Raw genomic sequence first — 16362 nt, 5'->3', positions numbered from 1 at the left:
GGTGCAGTCTAACGAGCGACCGTGATCCGACCGCTTCGTACCACATCATGAGACGTAAAGATCAAACGATAAGTTCCCCCGCCCGGGCTCTCATGTGCGGCCGAGGCCGCCGAGCTCCTGGGCCATCACCTGTCCGGCCTGCTCCGCGAGGTCGTCCTCCGTGAGGTCCTCGTCCGTGTCCAGACCGTCGAGGGCGGCGAGCGGCTGGTCCAGCCGTACGTGCGCGATCAGCGACTGGAGGGCGCGCAGGGTCGCCGAGGCCGTCGGGCCCCAGTTGGTGAAGTACGAGAACTGCCACCACCACAGCGCCTCGGTGATCCGGCCCGCCTGGTGGTGGATGAGCCCGTGCCGCAGGTCGGCGACGACGTCGGCCAGGTCGTCGGAGATCCGGTGCGCCACCGGGGCCTTGCGCGGCTCGTACGGGTCGAAGACCTCGGAGTAGACGTCGACCGGCTCCAGCATGATCGCGAACCGCTCGCGCAGGTCGTCCACGTCCGGCTCCGGGCCCAGGTCGGGCTCGTAACGCTCGTCGGGCAGCACGTCCTGGTACGCGCCCAGCCGGCCGCCCGCCAGCAGCAGCTGGGACACCTCCAGGAGGAGGAAGGGCACCGCGCTGTCCGGGTCCTCGCCCTTGGCCACCTCGGTGACCGCGACGATGAAGGACTCGATCTGGTCCGCGATCGAGGCCGCGAAATCGTCCGGGTCCTGGCCCAGTGCGTGCAGCGTTGCGTCAGACATCGAGAAGTCGCCTTCCTTCAAAGGCCCGCCCGAGCGTGACCTCGTCCGCGTACTCCAGATCTCCCCCGACGGGGAGCCCGCTGGCCAGGCGGGTGACCTTCAGGCCCATGGGCTTGATCATGCGGGCGAGGTAGGTGGCGGTCGCCTCGCCCTCCAGGTTCGGGTCGGTGGCCAGGATCAGCTCGGTCACCTCTCCGTCCGCCAGGCGCGCCAGCAGCTCGCGGATGCGCAGGTCGTCGGGGCCGACGCCCTCGATCGGGCTGATCGCGCCGCCGAGGACGTGGTACCTGCCCCGGAACTCGCGGGTCCGCTCGATCGCGACGACGTCCTTCGGCTCCTCCACGACACAGATGACCGTGGTGTCGCGGCGCGGGTCGCGGCAGATGTTGCACCGCTCCTCCTGCGCCACGTTCCCGCACACCGCGCAGAACCGGACCTTGTCCTTCACCTCGAGCAGCGCGTGCGCGAGGCGGCGGACGTCGGTGGGCTCCGCCTGCAGGATGTGGAAGGCGATCCGCTGCGCGCTCTTGGGCCCGACGCCGGGCAGCCTGCCCAGTTCGTCGATCAGGTCCTGGACCACGCCTTCGTACAACGGACTGCCTTCTTTCGTTCGGGTGGGGTGGGAGTGCTAGAAGGGGAGGCCGGGGATGCCGCTGCCGCCGCCCAGCCCCTGGGCCAGCGGGCCCAGCTTCTGCTGCTGGAGCGCCTGGGCGTTCTCATTGGCCGCCTGGACGGCCGCGACCACCAGGTCGGCGAGCGTCTCGGTGTCCTCGGGGTCCACGGCCTTCGGGTCGATCACCAGGGCGCGCAGCTCACCGGAACCGGTCACCGTCGCCTTGACGAGACCGCCGCCGGCCTGGCCCTCGACCTCGGTCCCGGCCAGCTCTTCCTGAGCCGTGGCGAGGTCCTGCTGCATCTTCTGGGCCTGCTGGAGCAGCTGCTGCATGTTGGGCTGGCCACCACCGGGAATCACAGGTCACTCACTCCGTAGCATCGGTCCGAGCCTGGGGCAGCCCGGTCAATCCGAGCCTACGTGCTCCCCGGGCGCTGCGCCCTACGCCGTGAGGACCAACTCTTTCGAGTGAGGGAGCGGACGTACGCGTACCTGATGGAGACCTCCTTGTGGGCGGAAATCCCGGGATTCGTTGCCCATCGCGCCCCATTCGAAGGTAGGAAGAGCATGCGCATCATTGCGCACACGCGCACCACCACACGTCAGCGCAGGCAGAGGGAGTGCCGGGTGAGCCAGCCGGAGATGCAGCCCGAGGGGCCACCCCGGGATCCCCGGGAACCCCGGGAGGAGGGCAGCGGACCGATGGCGGCGGGCGATCTGACCGGGCGGCCGTTCCCCCTCGGGGACTGGGGCGAGCCTGCCGAGCGGCTCGACGAGCTCTACCGCCGCGTCGAGGCCGACGCGCTGCGCACCGCCGAGTGGTACCTGTCCGACCGGGCGTGGAAGCGCCGGGGGGCGCGCGTGCTGCGCGTGGGAGCCGCCCTGGGCGCCGTCACGGGCGCCGCGCTGCCCCTGCTGGAGCTGACGGGCTCGGTGCCGGGCGCGTCGGCGTACGGGTTCCTGTCGCTGCTGCTGGCCGCGGCCTGCCTGGCCTGCGACCGGTTCTTCGGCCTCACCTCGGGCTGGATGCGGGACGTGGCCACCGCCCAGGCGGTGCAGCGTCGGCTCCAGACCCTGCAGTTCGACTGGGCCTCGGAGAACGTACGGGAGGTGCTGGGGCCGACCGAGGGCACGGCGAGCGAGGCCGCCGAGCGGTGCCTGACGGTGCTGCGGCGGTTCTCGGAGGACGTGACGGAGCTGGTGCGCTCCGAGACCGCGGAGTGGATGGTGGAGTTCAGCTCCGGCCCGGCCCCGCTGGTCATGCAGTCCCTGGGCGCGGGCGGGGCCCGGCCGGACGCGTACGTGCCCCCGGCCCGCTTCCCCCTCCCGCCGGGGACCCGCCCCAACATGCCGCGGCAGCGGCCCCCGGAGCAGCCCCGCTAGTCCGGCTGGTTCGGCTGGTTCGACTGGTTTGGCTGGTTTGGCTGGTCCGGCTGGTCCCACCAGTCCCGCCGAGGCCGTACGCTCCGGGCCCGCGGCGCCTTCCGGCCCCGCGGGCGCGGTGCCCCGCTCAGCTGAAGATGATCATCGACCCCTGGCCCAGGCTCCGGGTGGCAGCGGCATGCAGCCCCAGCCACACGTGCCGCTCCCGCGCGAAGGGGCTGTCGTCGTAGGGAATCGGCCCCGCGGGCTCCTCCAGCGAGGTCGGCCTCCCCGGCGGAGCCGGCGCGGCCGGCGGGTTCCCGGGGTCTATCCCGATGGCCGGAGCCACCAGCGCGAGCTCACGCAGCAGCCCCTGGGCGGACCCCAGCGGCCCGCCGCCGGCCAGCAGCTCCTCGTTCGCCAGCGGAGCCGCGAAGTCCACCGGGACGTACGCCCCGGCGTGGTCGTAGTGCCACACCAGGTGCGACTGCTGCGCCGTCGGCTCGAACATCTCCAGCAGCTGCTCGTAGTCCCCGCCCAGCTCGTCCACCGGGGTCACCGGCAGCCCGCAGATCTGGAGCAGGTACGCCCGCCGCAGGAAGTGCAGGGCGTCGTAGTCGAAGCCGGCGACCGGGGCCACGTCCCCGCTCAGGCCCGGCATGTAGGCGAACACGGGTACGGACGGCAGCCCGGCCTCGCCGAGCGCCTTGTCGTACGCGGCGATCTCCTCCGCGAAGGGGTTGTCAGGGCTGTGGCACAGCACATCGACAAGGGGGACTAGCCACAGGTCACAGGCCACGCGGGCTCCGATCAGTCGTTGCCGCCGATGCGGCCAGCGTAGTGCGCCGGACACGCTCCGCGAAGGGGTGCGCAGAACCCGTACCGCCGACCCCTGGCCTGGAGCCGTAGCGGGTCGCGCGGGACTCGCGTGGGATGCCCGTGCGGCTTCGTCCAAGTCCGTGCGGGTCCGTGCGGTTCCGAGCTGGTCCGTAAACGGTTCCGAGCTGGTCCGTGCGGGTCCGTGCGGCTTTAGAGCCCGGCCGCCCAGTCCAGGCCGTGCTGGTTGTAGCCCTGCACGATCCGCCGGACCGCGTCCGCGTCGGCGAGGGTCACCGCGTCCACGAGGTCGCTGTGCTTGTCCCACAGCGCCGTCCGCAGCTGCTGCGGGTCGCGCTGGAGGTGGGGTACGGCGAAGACCCAGCACTGCACCCGGATCCGGTGCAGGAACTCCGAGATGTAGGTGTTGCCCACCAGCTCGCTCAGCTCCCGCCAGAAGCGCAGGTCGTAGCCGATCAGCACCTCGAGCGAACCGCTCTGCGCGGCCCGGCGCGCTTCCTCGGCCCGGCGCCGCACGGACACCAGCAGCTCGCCGGTGCCGACGGCGGCGCCCCGCTCGGCGAGCCTGCGGAAGATCCCGTCCACGACCAGCGAGCGGGCCTCGATCATTCCCCGGAAGTCGTCCACGGAGAAGATCCGCACCCGGAAGCCGCGGTGCTGGACCAGTTCGAGCAGGCCTTGGGCCGAGAGGTCGACCAGCGCCTCGCGGACCGGGGTCGCGGAGACCTCGTACTGCTCAGCGATCTGCTTGACGGTGAACTCGGTTCCGGGCGGCAGGCGTCCCGCGAGCACCTCGTCGCGCAGCGCGTCCGCGATCTGCTGGCGAAGCGTGTTGCGGGTGACAGCGCCGCTGCCTGGCATAGGGGTCCGTCTCCTTAGGTGAACTCCGGACACCTTAGGCCAGGCAGCGAGGCTGAAATAGAGCGGTTGTGGATCGGTATGCGAATGTGCCGTCCGCTATCCGGACGTGGTGTGGCGGTCGGCGACCGTCAGCGCCTCGTCCAGCAGGGCCAGCCCCTCCTTCGCCTCCGTCTCCGAGATCGTGCAGGGCGGGACGACGTGGGTGCGGTTCATGTTGACGAACGGCCACAGCCCGGATGCCTTGCAGGCCGCCGCGAATTCGGCCATCGGCGCGTTGGCGGCGCCCGAGGCGTTGTACGGGACGAGGGGCTCGCGCGTCGCCTTGTCCCGTACGAGTTCCAGGGCCCAGAAGGTGCCCAGCCCGCGGACCTCGCCGACGGAGGGGTGCCGCTCGGCGATCTCGGCGAGCGCCGGGCCGATCACGTTCGCACCGAGGTGGGCGGCGTGCTCGACGACGCCCTCCTCCTCCATCGCGCTGATCGTGGCGACGGCTGCGGCGCAGGCCAGCGGGTGGCCGGAGTACGTGAGTCCGCCCGGGTAGGGGCGGGTGGCGAAGGTCTCGGCGATGGCGGCGGAGATGGCGACGCCGCCGAGCGGCACGTATCCGCTGTTCACGCCCTTGGCGAAGGTGATCAGGTCGGGGGTGACGCCCCAGTGGTCGGCGGCGAACCACTTGCCGGTGCGGCCGAAGCCCGACATGACCTCGTCGAGGATGAAGACGATGCCGTTGCGGTCGCAGAGCTCGCGCACCCCCGCGAGGTAGCCGGCCGGCGGGGTCATGATCCCGGCGGTGCCGGGGACGCTCTCGAGGATGATCGCCGCGATGGTCTGCGGCCCCTCGAAGGCGATGGTGTCGGCGAGGTGGGCGAGGGCGCGCTCGCACTCCTCCGCCTCGGTGGCGGCGTGGAAGGCGGAGCGGTAGAGGTACGGGCCCCAGAAGTGCACGACACCGGCGGCGGCCGTGTCGGAGGGCCAGCGGCGCGGGTCGCCGGTGAGGTTGATCGCGGCGGCGGTGGCGCCGTGGTACGAGCGGTAGGTGGACAGCACCTTCTGCCGGCCGGTGTGCAGCCGGGCCATGCGGACGGCGTTCTCGACGGCCTCGGCGCCGCCGTTGGTGAAGAAGATCTTGTCCAGGTCGCCCGGGGTCCGCTCGGCGATGAGGCGTGCGGCCTCGGAGCGGACGTCGACGGCGAAGCCGGGCGCGAGGGTGCAGAGCCGGGCGGCCTGCTCCTGGACGGCGGCGACGACCTTGGGGTGCTGGTGGCCGATGTTGGTGTTGACCAGCTGGGAGGAGAAGTCGAGGAAGCGGTTGCCTTCGTAGTCCCAGAAGTACGACCCCTCGGCCCCGGCCACGGCGAGCGGGTCGATCAGGGCCTGGGCGGACCAGGAGTGGAAGACGTGCTTCCGGTCAGCTTCCTTTACTGCGGCGAGGGTGTGCGAGGTGACATGAGGGGTCATGGCGTCACGCTAGAAGTGTGCAGGTGGGAAGGGACATCGGCGGACTGTATGGGGGTGGGGGGCCGGTCTCGGCAGTCTGTCTGGCGCGGGGCCGACACTGAGGGACATTGACAACATCCTGTCATCATGACAGTCTCTTGCCATAGGGCTGGCCGCAAAAGCCGCTGCGGCAGGCCGCACAGAACGCCATGGAGCACTGCAGCACGGCACGGAGCAGGTCCCGAACGTCAACGCCGGAGGCGATCACCATGAACGAGACCCCGCGCAAGCCCGTCCACCTCGCGGTCTACGACACGTACGCGGACTGGGAGACCGGCCACACCACCGCGCACCTGACCCAGCGCGGCCACCAGGTCCGCACCGTCGCGCTCGCCGCGGAACGGCCGGTCACCACCATGGGCGGCGTACGCGTCCAGCCCGACCTGGCCCTGGCCGACCTGCGGCCGCAGGACTCCTCCCTGCTGATCCTCACCGGCGCCGCCCTGTGGGACACCGGGGACGACCTGGCACCGTTCGCGGCGAAGGCCCGGGAGTTCCTGGACGCCGGCGTTCCGGTGGCGGCGATCTGCGGAGCCACGGCCGGCCTCGCCCGGGAGGGCCTGCTGGACGGGCGCGCCCACACCAGCGCGGTCTCCTTCTACCTGGCGGAGCAGCCGGGCTACGGGGGCGCCGAGCGCTACGTCGAGGCCGACGCGGTGACGGACGGCGACCTGATCACGGCGGGGCCGACGGAACCGGTCGCCTTCGCCCGCGAGGTCTTCGCCCGGCTGAACGTGTACAAGCCGGACGTACTGGACGCGTGGTTCCGCCTGTTCCACGACTCGGACGCGAGCGCGTACCCGGTCCTGATGGCGGCGGAGGAGTCGGGCGATGCGTGAGTCGGATGCGGTGTCGGATGCGGTGTCGGAATCGGGGTCGGAGTCAGCCTCTTTGCCGGTGCCGGTGCCGGTGCCGGTGCCGGAGCCGGTGTCGGAGTCGCTGCCGCTCCGCGCCCGCCAGGACCTGCTGAGCCGGACCGCGCTCGGGGTGTTCCGCCTCAACGGCCAGTTCCTCGCGGTGTCGGAGGAGCTGGCCCGCCCGGCGGGCCTGACCGCCGCGTGGTGGCAGGTGCTCGGCGCCGTGCTCCGCGAGCCCCTCCCGGTGGCGGGCATCGCCCGGGCCATGGGCATCACGCGGCAGAGCGTCCAGCGCATCGCCGACCTGCTCGCCGCCAAGGGCCTGGCGGAGTACGTACCGAACCCGGCCCACCGCCGCGCCAAGCTCCTGCGCCCGACGGAAGCGGGCCGCGAGGCGATCGCCCGCATCACCCCCGGACACGCCTCCCTGGCCGCCCGACTGGCAGACGAGCTGGGCGACGCCGCGTTCGCGGAGACGGTCCACGTGCTGAACCGCCTGACGAAGGCGCTGGACGCGGTGGCGGAGCCGCAGGCCGACGCCTAGGGGCCGACGTCCCTACGGACGCGGGGACACGAGGACGCGGGGCAAGCGGCCGAATGTGTCGATGTCAATAAGCCTTCAGGCAACGCTTGTTGCGTCCGCGGCGCCCGTCGGACACTGCGGAGCATGGAGCCGTTGAATGTAGTGGCACACCTGTGGCAGCGGATCGGGGCCCGCGACTGGGACGGCGTCGCCGACCTCATCGCCGAGGACGCCGTCATCGAATGGCCGGTCAGCGGCGAACGCATCGTCGGCCGCGACAACTTCATCGCCGTGAACAGCGACGACGCGGACACGGCCGAACGGTCGGTGGAGCTGCTGCGCATCCTCGCGGACGGGGACCTCGTCGTCACCGAGGTGGAGATGCCCCAGGACCACGTGCTCTACCGGGCCGTCTCCCTCTGGACGGTGCGGGACGGCGAGATCGTCGGGGCCCGGGAGTACTGGACCAGCCCCGGCCAGGACCCGGCGCCCCGCTGGCGTGCGGGCTTTGTGGAGGCCCTGCCGGCCGACTGAGCCAGGGGGGGAGGGGGTACGGAGGAATCAGCACGGACGCCCGAGCTGCGGGCGCCCGATCCGCGGGCGCCCGATCCGCGGGCCTTCGGCCTCACGCCCCGCCGAGGGCGTCCAACTCCTCCCCGATGGCGGCCCGCAGGCCGTCGTGGCGTTCGCTCAGCGCGTGCCGGTCGTCGCGCCAGTACTCCTCCCCGTACAACCAGACCGGCAGCCGGACCAGGTCGGCGGGCTCCCAGTCGTACCGCGGCCAGACGTGGGCGTGCAGGTACGGGTCGGTGTTGCCCAGGATCTCGATGTTCACGCGCCGGAAGGCGGGGTCGAGGCGGCGGCAGGCCCGTTCGACGGCCTCGGCGAGCCGCTCCATGTCGGTGAGGTACGCCGCCCGGCGCGCCCGGGGCAGGTCGGAGAGCCGGGTCACGGCGGGGTCGTCGGTCAGCAGGACGGAGTACCCGGGCAGGAACTGCCGGTCCCCGATCACGGCGAAGCCCTCGTCGAGGCGGCGCAGGACGGTCGGGTTCTGCCCCCGGTGAGCGCTGCCGATGCGGTCGTGGCGCCAGTCCGATTCGATCATCCGACGACCCTAACCGACCCTCCTCGCACGATACTTCGAGGATGCCCTGCCTCTCAGGTATCCCCTGTCATACCTGAGAGCTACACAGAAACACGGCTCTGGAGCGGGACGCCGATGAGGGGGCCGGATTTCTAACTTCGGAGGCAGTGAAGGGCGCTGACGGCTCTTCCCGACCGAAGGAAGAGACGATGGCGGCGGGGACCACCACCACGAGCACCAAGAGGGCCGCGGCGAGGGCCGCTGCGCCTGCCACCGCCCCCGGCACCGCGGCTGCGGCCGCGAGGGCGGGCGGTCCCGGCACGGCGGCGCCCGGGCGCGGACGGGCGGCAACCGGCCGGTGGCGCCGAACCCTGTTGGCCGCGCTGGTCGCGGCGGCCGTCGTGATACCGGTGTCCGCCGCCGCCTCCCCGCACGTCCCCGCGCCCCTGCCCGCGGCGTTCACCGAGTCCGCCGCGCCCCACGACCGGTACGAGGCGAACCGGGCCGACCTCGCCGAGGCGGCCCGGATGGCGGCGGCCGCCGGGCGCACCGGCCGGGCCGGGAAGCTGCGTGCGATGGACGCGGGCGGTGCGGGGCGGTTCCTCGCCTTCGACGGCCGGGGGAGCGGCCGGGCCGTCGAGGTGTTCGGCGATCTGGAGACCGCCGACCGGGTCACCGTCCTGGTGCCCGGGTCCGATACGACACTCGACACCTACCAGAGGTTCCGTGCCGGGGCCGTCTCCCTCCAGCAGCGCCTCCAGGCCGCGCATCCGCGCTCCGCCGTGGTCGCCTGGCTGGGGTACGACACCCCCGGCACGGTCAGCACGACGGTCCTGACCGCGGCCCGCGCCGACGAGGCCGCCGCCGAACTGGGGCCCTTCCTCGACCGGTTGCGGGACATGGCAGGGCCGGGCGCCCGGCTCTCCCTGCTCTGCCACTCCTACGGCTCGGTGGTCTGTGCCCGTACGGGGACCGGGCCGGCGGTCGCCGACATCGTCCTGTACGGCAGCCCGGGCACGGGGGCCGACTCGGCCCGGGACCTTCCGACGGGGGCCCGGGTCTGGGCCGGGCGGGGCAGCGGCGACTGGATCGGCCGGATCCCGCACGCCCGGCTCGGTGCGATCGGCTTCGGCACCGACCCCGTCGACCCCGCCTTCGGAGCCCGGGTGTTCGCCGCCGGCTCCGCCGGGCACAGCGACTACCTCAAGCCCGGCACGCGGTCCCTGGATAGCCTGGCCGCCATCGTCCTCGGCACCGCGGCCGCGGATACCGCCACCTCCGCCACCTCCGCCACCTCCGCCGCCTCCGCCGCCTCCGCCGCCTCCGCCGCCTCGGAGGGTTCCCATGCGTGAGCTCCGCGCCCGCTGGTCCCTCCTGGCCGAGGGCATCGACGCGGCGACCCCGGCCGGCCGCGACCGCGCCGTGGACGCGCTGCGGGCCTTCGCGATCCTCGGCGTGGTCCTCGGCCACTGGCTGGTCACCGCCCTGACCACCGCCAACGGCGGCCTGAGCACCACCAGTCCGCTGGCTTACACGAGCTGGCTGGCCCCGGTGTCCTGGGTGTTCCAGACCCTGGCCGTCTTCTTCCTCGTCGGCGGGCACGTCGCGGCCCGCGGCTACGCCTCGGCCCGGGAGCGCGGGGATTCGTACCGCACCTGGGTCGGCGGGAGGCTGGGCCGGCTGTTCCGTCCCGTCGCCGCCGTGCTCGTCCTGTGGACGGTCGTCGCGGGCGGGATGCTGGCCGGCGGGGTGGACATCCCCACCGTGCAGACGCTGGTCAAGCTGGTGCTGTCGCCGCTGTGGTTCCTGCTCGTGTTCGCCGTGCTGACCGCCGCGACCCCGCTCGTGGCCCGGCTCCATCCGCTGTGGCCGCTGGCCGTGGTGGCGGGCGTCGACCTGTGGCGGTTCGGGCTCGACGGGCCCGAGTGGGCCGGCTGGGCCAATGTGGCCGCCGGCTGGCTCGTCCCCTACACCCTGGGCGCAGCCTGGTCCCGGGGGGCGTTCGCCCGGCGCGGGCCCGCGCTGCTGCTGCTCGCCGCGGGCGCCGCCGCCACGGCCGCGCTGATCCTGTGGGGCGGGTACCCGGCTTCGATGGTCGGGGTCCCCGGGGCGGCCGTGTCGAACCTGAACCCGCCGACGCTGGCCGCGGTCGCGTTCGGACTGGCCCAGTGCGGGCTGGCCCTGCTGCTGCGCGAGCCGCTGGCCCGGGCCATGCGGCGGCCGGGCGCCTGGGCGCAGGTGGCCCTGCTGAACCTCTCCGCCATGACGGTCTTCCTCTGGCACCAGACCGCCATGATGACCGTCACCGCCCTCGGGCTGCTGGCCCCCGCCGACCTGCCCGGGCTGCACACCGTGCCCGACTCGCTGCTGTGGATACCGGCCCGGCTGCTGTGGCTCCCCGTGTTCGCCGCCGCGCTGGCCCTGTGCTGGGCCGCGTTCCGCGTGTACGAGCGGGGCGGCCGCCCGAAGCCGGAGGGCACCACCCGTCTCGTCGTCGGCTCCGGCCGGCGGGCGACCGCCCCCGTCAAGGAGATCACCCATGCCTAGGCTGGAGCCCGTGAGCGAGCCGAGCGAGTCCCCCGTACCCGACGCCCGCGAACCCCGTGGCGGCCGTCCCGACCTGCGCGGCCTGGCGCGGGAGATGGTCACCCTGGAGTGGGACCCGCTGCCCCGTCTGTCGCGGCCGCGCTGGCTGGCCTGGCTGCCGCACGTCGCCCTCGGCTACGCGGCCGTGGCTTCCTGCGCCCTCACGGTCTCGCAGCTCGAGGACCACTACAAGGTCACGGGTGGCCTGGTCGTCGCGATGGCCCTGCTGACGGGTGGCTCCATCGTTCTCGGCATGTTCCGGCCTCTGGCCGGCTGGTGGCTCGGCCTCGTCACCGCGGCCATGGTCGCGTGGACGATCTACGGGAATGTCGGTCAGGGCCAGTCCTGGCCGTGGACGCCCGCCGGGGCTTTCACGTTCGCACCGCTGATCCTGCTGGTGGCCCTGCGCAAGCCGCCCCGGGTGACGATCGGGGTCGTCGGACTGTCGATCCTCTACTCCGGGCTGGCCGAAACCGCCTTCAGGCCGCCCCACAGTGCGACGCTGCTCCCGGGCATCGCCCTCCTCTTCGGATTCGTCGGTGTCCTCGGCTATGCGCTCCGCGCGACGCGCCTGGCGCGCGGCAAGCTCGTCGAGCAGGAGTTCCGTACCGAGGAGGAGCGCGCGCGCCGCACGCTGCTGGAGGAGCGCAGCCGGATCGCCCGCGAGCTGCACGATGTCGTCGCGCACCACATGTCGGTCATCTCCATCCAGGCGCAGGTCGCCCCCCACCTGGTGGAGAACCCCTCGGAGGAGCTCAAGGAGAACCTCGCCGGCATCCGGGAGAACGCGCTGGAGGCCCTGACGGAGCTGCGGCGGGTGCTGGGCGTCCTGCGCTCCGAGCAGGCCGACGATCCACTGGCCCCGCAGCACCCCCAGCCGACCCTCGCGGAGCTGGACGGTCTCGTGGACAACGTGCGGGGTGCCGGGCTCCAGGTCACCACCGAGATCGCGGGGATACGCCGGCCGCTGACGCCGGGCGTCGAGCTCACCGCGTACCGGATCGTGCAGGAGGCGCTGAGCAACTGCCTGCGCCACGCGCCCGGTTCGCGGGTGGAGGTCGGCATCGCGTACGGCCCGCGCGACCTGCACCTGTGCGTGGCCAACACCGCGCCGACCCGGCCGGCCCCTCCGTCGCCGGGTGCGGGGCACGGGCTGCTGGGGATGCGGGAGCGGGCGGGCATGCTGGGGGGCGAGCTGGCCGCCGGTCCCCTGCCCAGCGGCGGTTACGAGGTGACCGCGGTACTTCCGATGGATCCGCAGGACATGCCCGGCGGTTCCGCATCCGAGACGACGAGGGATTCATGAGCACCCCGATCAAGGTGATGATCGCCGACGACCAGATGATGGTCCGGCAGGGCTTCACCGTGCTTCTCAACGCCCAGCCGGACATCGAGGTGGTCGGCCAGGCCGTCGACGGGGCGGATGCCGTCGCCAAGGTCGGTGAACTGGGGCCGGACGTGGTCCTGATGGACATCCGGATGCCGGGGATGGGCGGCATCGAGGCCACCTCCGTCATCACGGGCGCCGCGGGCGCCACCGTGAAGGTGCTGGTGCTGACCACCTTCGACCTCGACGAGTACGTGTACGAGGCGCTGCGGGCCGGGGCGTCCGGGTTCCTGCTCAAGGACGCGTCGGCCGACCAGCTCGCGGAGGCGGTGCGGGTGGTGGCGGCCGGGGAGGCGCTGCTCTCGCCGAACATCACGAAGCGGCTGATCACCGAGTTCTCCCGGCTGGGGGCGCCGCGGGCGCCGTCGCGGGCCCGGATCGACGAGCTGACCGAGCGGGAGACCGAGGTCCTGTCCCTCGTGGCCCAGGGCCTGTCGAATGCGGAGATCGCGGCTCACCTGACCGTGGCCGAGCAGACGGTGAAGACCCATGTGGGCCGGATCCTGGTGAAGCTGGGTCTGCGGGACCGCACCCAGGCGGCGGTGTTCGCGTACGAGACCGGGCTGGTCCGTCCGACGGGCTACTGACGTCACCCGTGTAGTACCTGAGGGGGACCCCGGGAAATCCCCTTCGGCGGCGACGCGGGCCAGGGCGGTACCGGCCTACGGTGGTGCGTATGACCGAGACGACCACCGGGGGGACAGCCCGGACGCCTGAAATCCGCATGGCATCGGGGGTGATCGAGACCCTGCGCCAGGACCTCTTCACCGACGCCCTCGCCTATCGGCCTCTGCCCCTGGTGGAGACGCCGGGGCGCTTCGTGCGGCGGCTGCCCCGGGCGATACGCCGGTATGCGCCGTGGAGGCAGTACGCGGCGGTGGGGGCGTTGGCGTTCTTCGTCGTGGTGTTCACGAGCACCACGCATTCGTCCTACATCGGTGAGACCGGCAGGTTCGCGATGGGGCTGATAGCCGGGGTCCCGGTCCTCATGACGCTGGTCCGGCCGGTCGCCGCGTTCTGGGCGGCCGTGGCGATGACGCTGGTGCTCGCCGTGGTCGGCGGGGGGACGGACTGGCCGTGGAGCCCGGGCAGCTTCCTCTCCTACCTCGCGGTCATGGTCCTCGTCACCCTGCGGACCGGCCCGCGGGTCGCGGCCTGGATGTGGACGCTCACCCTCGCCCTCGGTTTCGCGATGTCGGCGCTCCTCGGCAACGGGTACGCGACCGGTCTGCCGCAGATGGCGGTGACCTCGGCCATCGCGCTGGCGATCGCGAGCAGCGTCCAGATACGCCGCTCCGCCAGGGCCGAGGTCAGTGCGCAGCAGGAGGTCACGGCCGTCGAGCGGGACAAGCGGACGCTGCTGGAGGAGCGGACCACCATCGCCCGGGAGCTGCACGACGTGGTCGCCCACCACATGTCGGTGGTGGCGATCCAGGCGGAGGCCGCGCCGTACCGGGTGAAGAACCCGCCGCCGGAGCTGGAGGCGGCGTTCGTCACCATCCGGGAGAACGCGGTGGCGGCGCTGACGGAGCTGAGGCGGGTGCTGGGCGTGGTGCGCTCCGCGGACTACGAGGCTCCCGACGCCCCGCAGCCGACGCTGGCCTCGCTGGACGGGCTGCTGGCGAATGTGCGGGAGGCCGGGCTGAGCGTGGAGAAGACGGTCACGGGCGCGGTGCGGGAACTGCCGCAGGGGGTGGAGCTGTCGGCGTACCGCATCATCCAGGAGGCCCTGAGCAACACGCTGCGGCACGCGCCGGGGGCGGCGGCCTCGGTGGAGGTCTCGTACGTGCTGGGCGGCCTGGGGATACGCGTCGTCAACGGGGCGGCGACCGGGGACGTGCGGCCCTCGCCGGGGGCTGGGCACGGGATCACGGGGATGCGGGAGCGGGTGGCCATGCTGGAAGGGGAGATGACGGCCGGCGCGACCGCGGCGGGCGGGTATGAGGTGGCGGTGTTCATACCGGTGCCCCATCGGCCGGAGTCCCTGGCCGAGCCCCAGAAGGAGACCGGGGCCGGGACGGGAGCGGGGACGGTATGACGATCAGGGTGCTGATCGTCGACGACCAGATGATGGTGCGGGAGGGGTTCTCCGTCCTGCTGAACGCCATGGAGGGCATCGAGGTCGTCGGCGAGGCCGTCGACGGCCGTGAGGCCATCGCGCAGGTGGCGGCGCTGCGGCCGGATGTGGTGCTGATGGACATCCGGATGCCGCGGATGAACGGGCTGGAGGCGACGCGGGAGATCGTGGCGGCCGACACGGACGCGAAGGTGCTGGTGCTGACGACCTTCGACCTCGACGAGTACGTGTACCAGGCGCTGCGGGCCGGGGCCTCCGGGTTCCTGCTCAAGGACGCGTCGGCCCGTCAGCTGGCAGACGGGGTAAGGGTGGTGGCGGCCGGGGAGGCGCTGCTGGCGCCGTCGGTGACCAAGCGGCTGATCTCGGAGTTCTCGAAGCTCGCCGAGACGCCGAGGGTCGCGGATCCGGCGGGGCTGGGCGAGTTGACGGATCGGGAGAAGGAGGTGCTGGTCCTGATCGCGCAGGGGCTGTCCAACGGGGAGATAGCCGGCCGGCTGATCGTCGCCGAGTCGACCATCAAGACCCATGTGAGCCGGATCCTGGTGAAGCTGGGGCTGCGGGACCGCACGCAGGCGGCGGTGTTCGCCTACGAGACCCGGCTGGTGACTCCGTCGTAGGGTGCGGGGATGGGCTTTGATCCGTGGGATGCCGCGTTCGTCGCCGATCCGTACCCGGCTTACCGGGAGTTGCGGGAGCAGGGGCGGGTGATGTGGTGCGAGGACACCGGGCAGTGGCTGGTGCCGCACTACGCCGATGTGAGTGCGCTGCTGCGGGACCGGCGGCTGGGGCGCACCTATCTGCACCGGTTCACCCACGAGGAGTTCGGGCGCGAGGCGCCGCCCGCGGAGCACGAGCCCTTCCATGTGCTCAACGGGAACGGCCTGCTGGATCTGGAGGATCCCGCGCACGCCCGGGTGCGCAGGCTGGTCGCGAAGGCGTTCACTCCGCGGACGGTGGAGCGGCTGGTGCCGGCCGTGCGGCGGATGGCCGGGGAGCTGGTGGGGCGGCTGCTCGCGGACGGGGGCGGGGACCTGCTCACCGTGCTCGCCGAGCCGCTGCCGGTGGCGGTGATCGCGGAGCTGCTGGGCGTTCCCGAGGCGGACCGCGGGATGCTGCGGCCCTGGTCGGCGGACATCTGCGGGATGTATGAGCTCCGGCCGGACGAGGAGACGGCGCGGCATGCCGTGCGGGCGAGCCTGGAGTTCAGCGCGTACCTGCGGGGGCTGATCGCCGAGCGGCGGGCACGGCCCGGGGAGGATCTGATCTCCGGCCTGATCGCCGCTCACGACGAGGAGGGGAGGCTCAGCGAGCAGGAGATGATCTCCACCTGCGTGCTCCTGCTGAACGCCGGGCACGAGGCCACCGTCAACACCACGGTCAACGGCTGGTGGGCGCTGTTCCGCAACCCCGGGGAGCTCGCCGCGCTGCGCGCGGATCCGAATCCCGAAAAGTTGTCCACAGCTGTGGATGAACTCATGCGCTACGACACCCCCCTCCAGATGTTCGAGCGCTGGGTCCTCGACGACATCCGGATCGGGGACACCGAAATCCCCCGCGGAGCCGAGGTCGCGCTGCTCTTCGGGTCCGCGAACCGGGATCCCGCGCGGTTCTCCGACCCCGACAGGCTGGACCTCGTACGGGCCGACAACCCGCACCTGGCCTTGGGGGCCGGGATCCACTACTGCCTGGGGGCGCCGCTCGCGCGCCGGGAGCTGGAGGCGTCCTTCGGGGCGCTGCTGGCTGACGGCGTCCCGCCGCTGCGGCTCGTCGAGGAGCCGCAGTGGCGGGACGGGTACGTCATCCGGGGCCTGGAGCGCCTGCTCGTGACGTTCTAGGCGGCCGGGACTAGGTCCTGTCCGGCGGATCTTGTGACTGTCTGCTTGTCCGGTCGTTAGGTCCGGCATGGGGCGGGGTGATCTGACGAATGCGGAGTGGGTGCG

The 16362-nt window shown here is 72.4% G+C and carries 18 protein-coding genes; 11 read left to right on the top strand and 7 right to left on the bottom strand.

All coding sequences use genetic code 11. The features are described from left to right. Positions 1-90 precede the first annotated feature (90 nt). From AB0D66_RS27385 to AB0D66_RS27375, 3 genes are read right to left on the bottom strand one after another with little or no spacing between them, the layout of a single operon-like run. Positions 91-738, bottom strand: coding sequence for a DUF5063 domain-containing protein (locus AB0D66_RS27385; RefSeq protein ID WP_362308875.1), 648 nt, complete (start codon positions 736-738; stop codon positions 91-93). Then, positions 731-1330, bottom strand: coding sequence for a recombination mediator RecR (gene recR / locus AB0D66_RS27380; RefSeq protein WP_030152816.1), 600 nt, complete (start codon positions 1328-1330; stop codon positions 731-733). Before recR ends, AB0D66_RS27385 begins: the two co-directional genes overlap by 8 nt. 36 nt (positions 1331-1366) lie before the next feature. Then, positions 1367-1711 carry a YbaB/EbfC family nucleoid-associated protein gene (locus AB0D66_RS27375; RefSeq protein ID WP_362308872.1) on the bottom strand — a complete coding sequence of 115 codons (345 nt, stop codon included), beginning with the start codon at positions 1709-1711 and terminating at the stop codon, positions 1367-1369. Positions 1712-1978: 267 nt separating this feature from the next. Here AB0D66_RS27375 and AB0D66_RS27370 point away from each other — a divergent pair, with 267 nt between their 5' ends. Continuing rightward, on the top strand, positions 1979-2734 hold the full coding sequence (locus tag AB0D66_RS27370) for an SLATT domain-containing protein (RefSeq protein WP_362308869.1): 756 nt from the start codon (positions 1979-1981) through the stop codon (positions 2732-2734). A gap of 127 nt (positions 2735-2861) precedes the next feature. On the opposite strand, the gene AB0D66_RS27365 is transcribed toward AB0D66_RS27370, so the two are convergent. The 3 genes from AB0D66_RS27365 to AB0D66_RS27355 all read right to left on the bottom strand — a co-directional run bounded on the left by AB0D66_RS27365 (position 2862) and on the right by AB0D66_RS27355 (position 5869). Continuing rightward, positions 2862-3512, bottom strand: a complete 651-nt coding sequence (locus AB0D66_RS27365; RefSeq protein WP_069920890.1) for a hypothetical protein — start codon at positions 3510-3512, stop codon at positions 2862-2864. A gap of 230 nt (positions 3513-3742) precedes the next feature. Continuing rightward, positions 3743-4411, bottom strand: coding sequence for a GntR family transcriptional regulator (locus tag AB0D66_RS27360; protein WP_362308865.1), 669 nt, complete (start codon positions 4409-4411; stop codon positions 3743-3745). A 96-nt stretch (positions 4412-4507) separates the two neighbouring features. Then, entirely contained in the window at positions 4508-5869 is a 1362-nt protein-coding gene (locus tag AB0D66_RS27355; RefSeq protein ID WP_362308862.1) for an aspartate aminotransferase family protein, read from the bottom strand. Between the two features lie 248 nt (positions 5870-6117). Between AB0D66_RS27355 and AB0D66_RS27350 the strand changes: the two genes are divergently transcribed. From AB0D66_RS27350 to AB0D66_RS27340, 3 genes are all read left to right on the top strand, one after another. Further along, complete coding sequence (locus AB0D66_RS27350; RefSeq protein ID WP_362308859.1) at positions 6118-6747, top strand: DJ-1/PfpI family protein; 630 nt, start codon at positions 6118-6120, stop codon at positions 6745-6747. Positions 6748-6805: 58 nt separating this feature from the next. Continuing rightward, positions 6806-7309 carry a MarR family transcriptional regulator gene (locus AB0D66_RS27345; RefSeq protein ID WP_362308856.1) on the top strand — a complete coding sequence of 168 codons (504 nt, stop codon included), beginning with the start codon at positions 6806-6808 and terminating at the stop codon, positions 7307-7309. A 123-nt stretch (positions 7310-7432) separates the two neighbouring features. Then, complete coding sequence (locus AB0D66_RS27340; RefSeq protein WP_362308853.1) at positions 7433-7822, top strand: nuclear transport factor 2 family protein; 390 nt, start codon at positions 7433-7435, stop codon at positions 7820-7822. A gap of 91 nt (positions 7823-7913) precedes the next feature. Here AB0D66_RS27340 and AB0D66_RS27335 read toward each other — a convergent pair whose 3' ends face one another. Then, on the bottom strand, positions 7914-8390 hold the full coding sequence (locus AB0D66_RS27335) for a diadenosine tetraphosphate hydrolase (RefSeq protein ID WP_362308993.1): 477 nt from the start codon (positions 8388-8390) through the stop codon (positions 7914-7916). Positions 8391-8581: 191 nt separating this feature from the next. Between AB0D66_RS27335 and AB0D66_RS27330 the strand changes: the two genes are divergently transcribed. From AB0D66_RS27330 to AB0D66_RS27300, 7 genes are all read left to right on the top strand, one after another. Then, positions 8582-9724, top strand: coding sequence for an alpha/beta hydrolase (locus AB0D66_RS27330; protein WP_362308850.1), 1143 nt, complete (start codon positions 8582-8584; stop codon positions 9722-9724). Beyond that, the gene (locus tag AB0D66_RS27325; protein ID WP_362308847.1) at positions 9717-10919 is read left to right on the top strand and encodes an acyltransferase; all 1203 of its coding nucleotides are present in this window, start codon (positions 9717-9719) and stop codon (positions 10917-10919) included. Before AB0D66_RS27330 ends, AB0D66_RS27325 begins: the two co-directional genes overlap by 8 nt. Positions 10920-10929: 10 nt before the next feature. Beyond that, positions 10930-12264 (top strand): sensor histidine kinase, encoded by a 1335-nt coding sequence (locus AB0D66_RS27320; RefSeq protein WP_362308844.1) that lies wholly within the window; start codon positions 10930-10932, stop codon positions 12262-12264. Further along, positions 12261-12932: a response regulator transcription factor gene (locus AB0D66_RS27315; protein WP_215143277.1), complete on the top strand. Its 672-nt coding sequence runs from the start codon at positions 12261-12263 to the stop codon at positions 12930-12932. The genes AB0D66_RS27320 and AB0D66_RS27315 overlap by 4 nt, the downstream gene beginning before the upstream one ends. 89 nt (positions 12933-13021) lie before the next feature. Next, complete coding sequence (locus AB0D66_RS27310) at positions 13022-14383, top strand: histidine kinase (RefSeq protein WP_362308839.1); 1362 nt, start codon at positions 13022-13024, stop codon at positions 14381-14383. Then, positions 14380-15039, top strand: a complete 660-nt coding sequence (locus AB0D66_RS27305; RefSeq protein WP_362308836.1) for a response regulator transcription factor — start codon at positions 14380-14382, stop codon at positions 15037-15039. The genes AB0D66_RS27310 and AB0D66_RS27305 overlap by 4 nt, the downstream gene beginning before the upstream one ends. Before the next feature lie 9 nt (positions 15040-15048). After that, positions 15049-16257: a cytochrome P450 gene (locus AB0D66_RS27300; protein ID WP_362308833.1), complete on the top strand. Its 1209-nt coding sequence runs from the start codon at positions 15049-15051 to the stop codon at positions 16255-16257. Positions 16258-16362: the final 105 nt, after the last annotated feature.

Origin of the sequence: Streptomyces sp. NPDC048270, assembly GCF_040652335.1 — a bacterium.
Classification (GTDB): domain Bacteria; phylum Actinomycetota; class Actinomycetes; order Streptomycetales; family Streptomycetaceae; genus Streptomyces.
The sequence above is the reverse complement of the archived record's forward strand: the minus strand, read 5'-3'. Positions and strand labels throughout refer to the sequence as shown.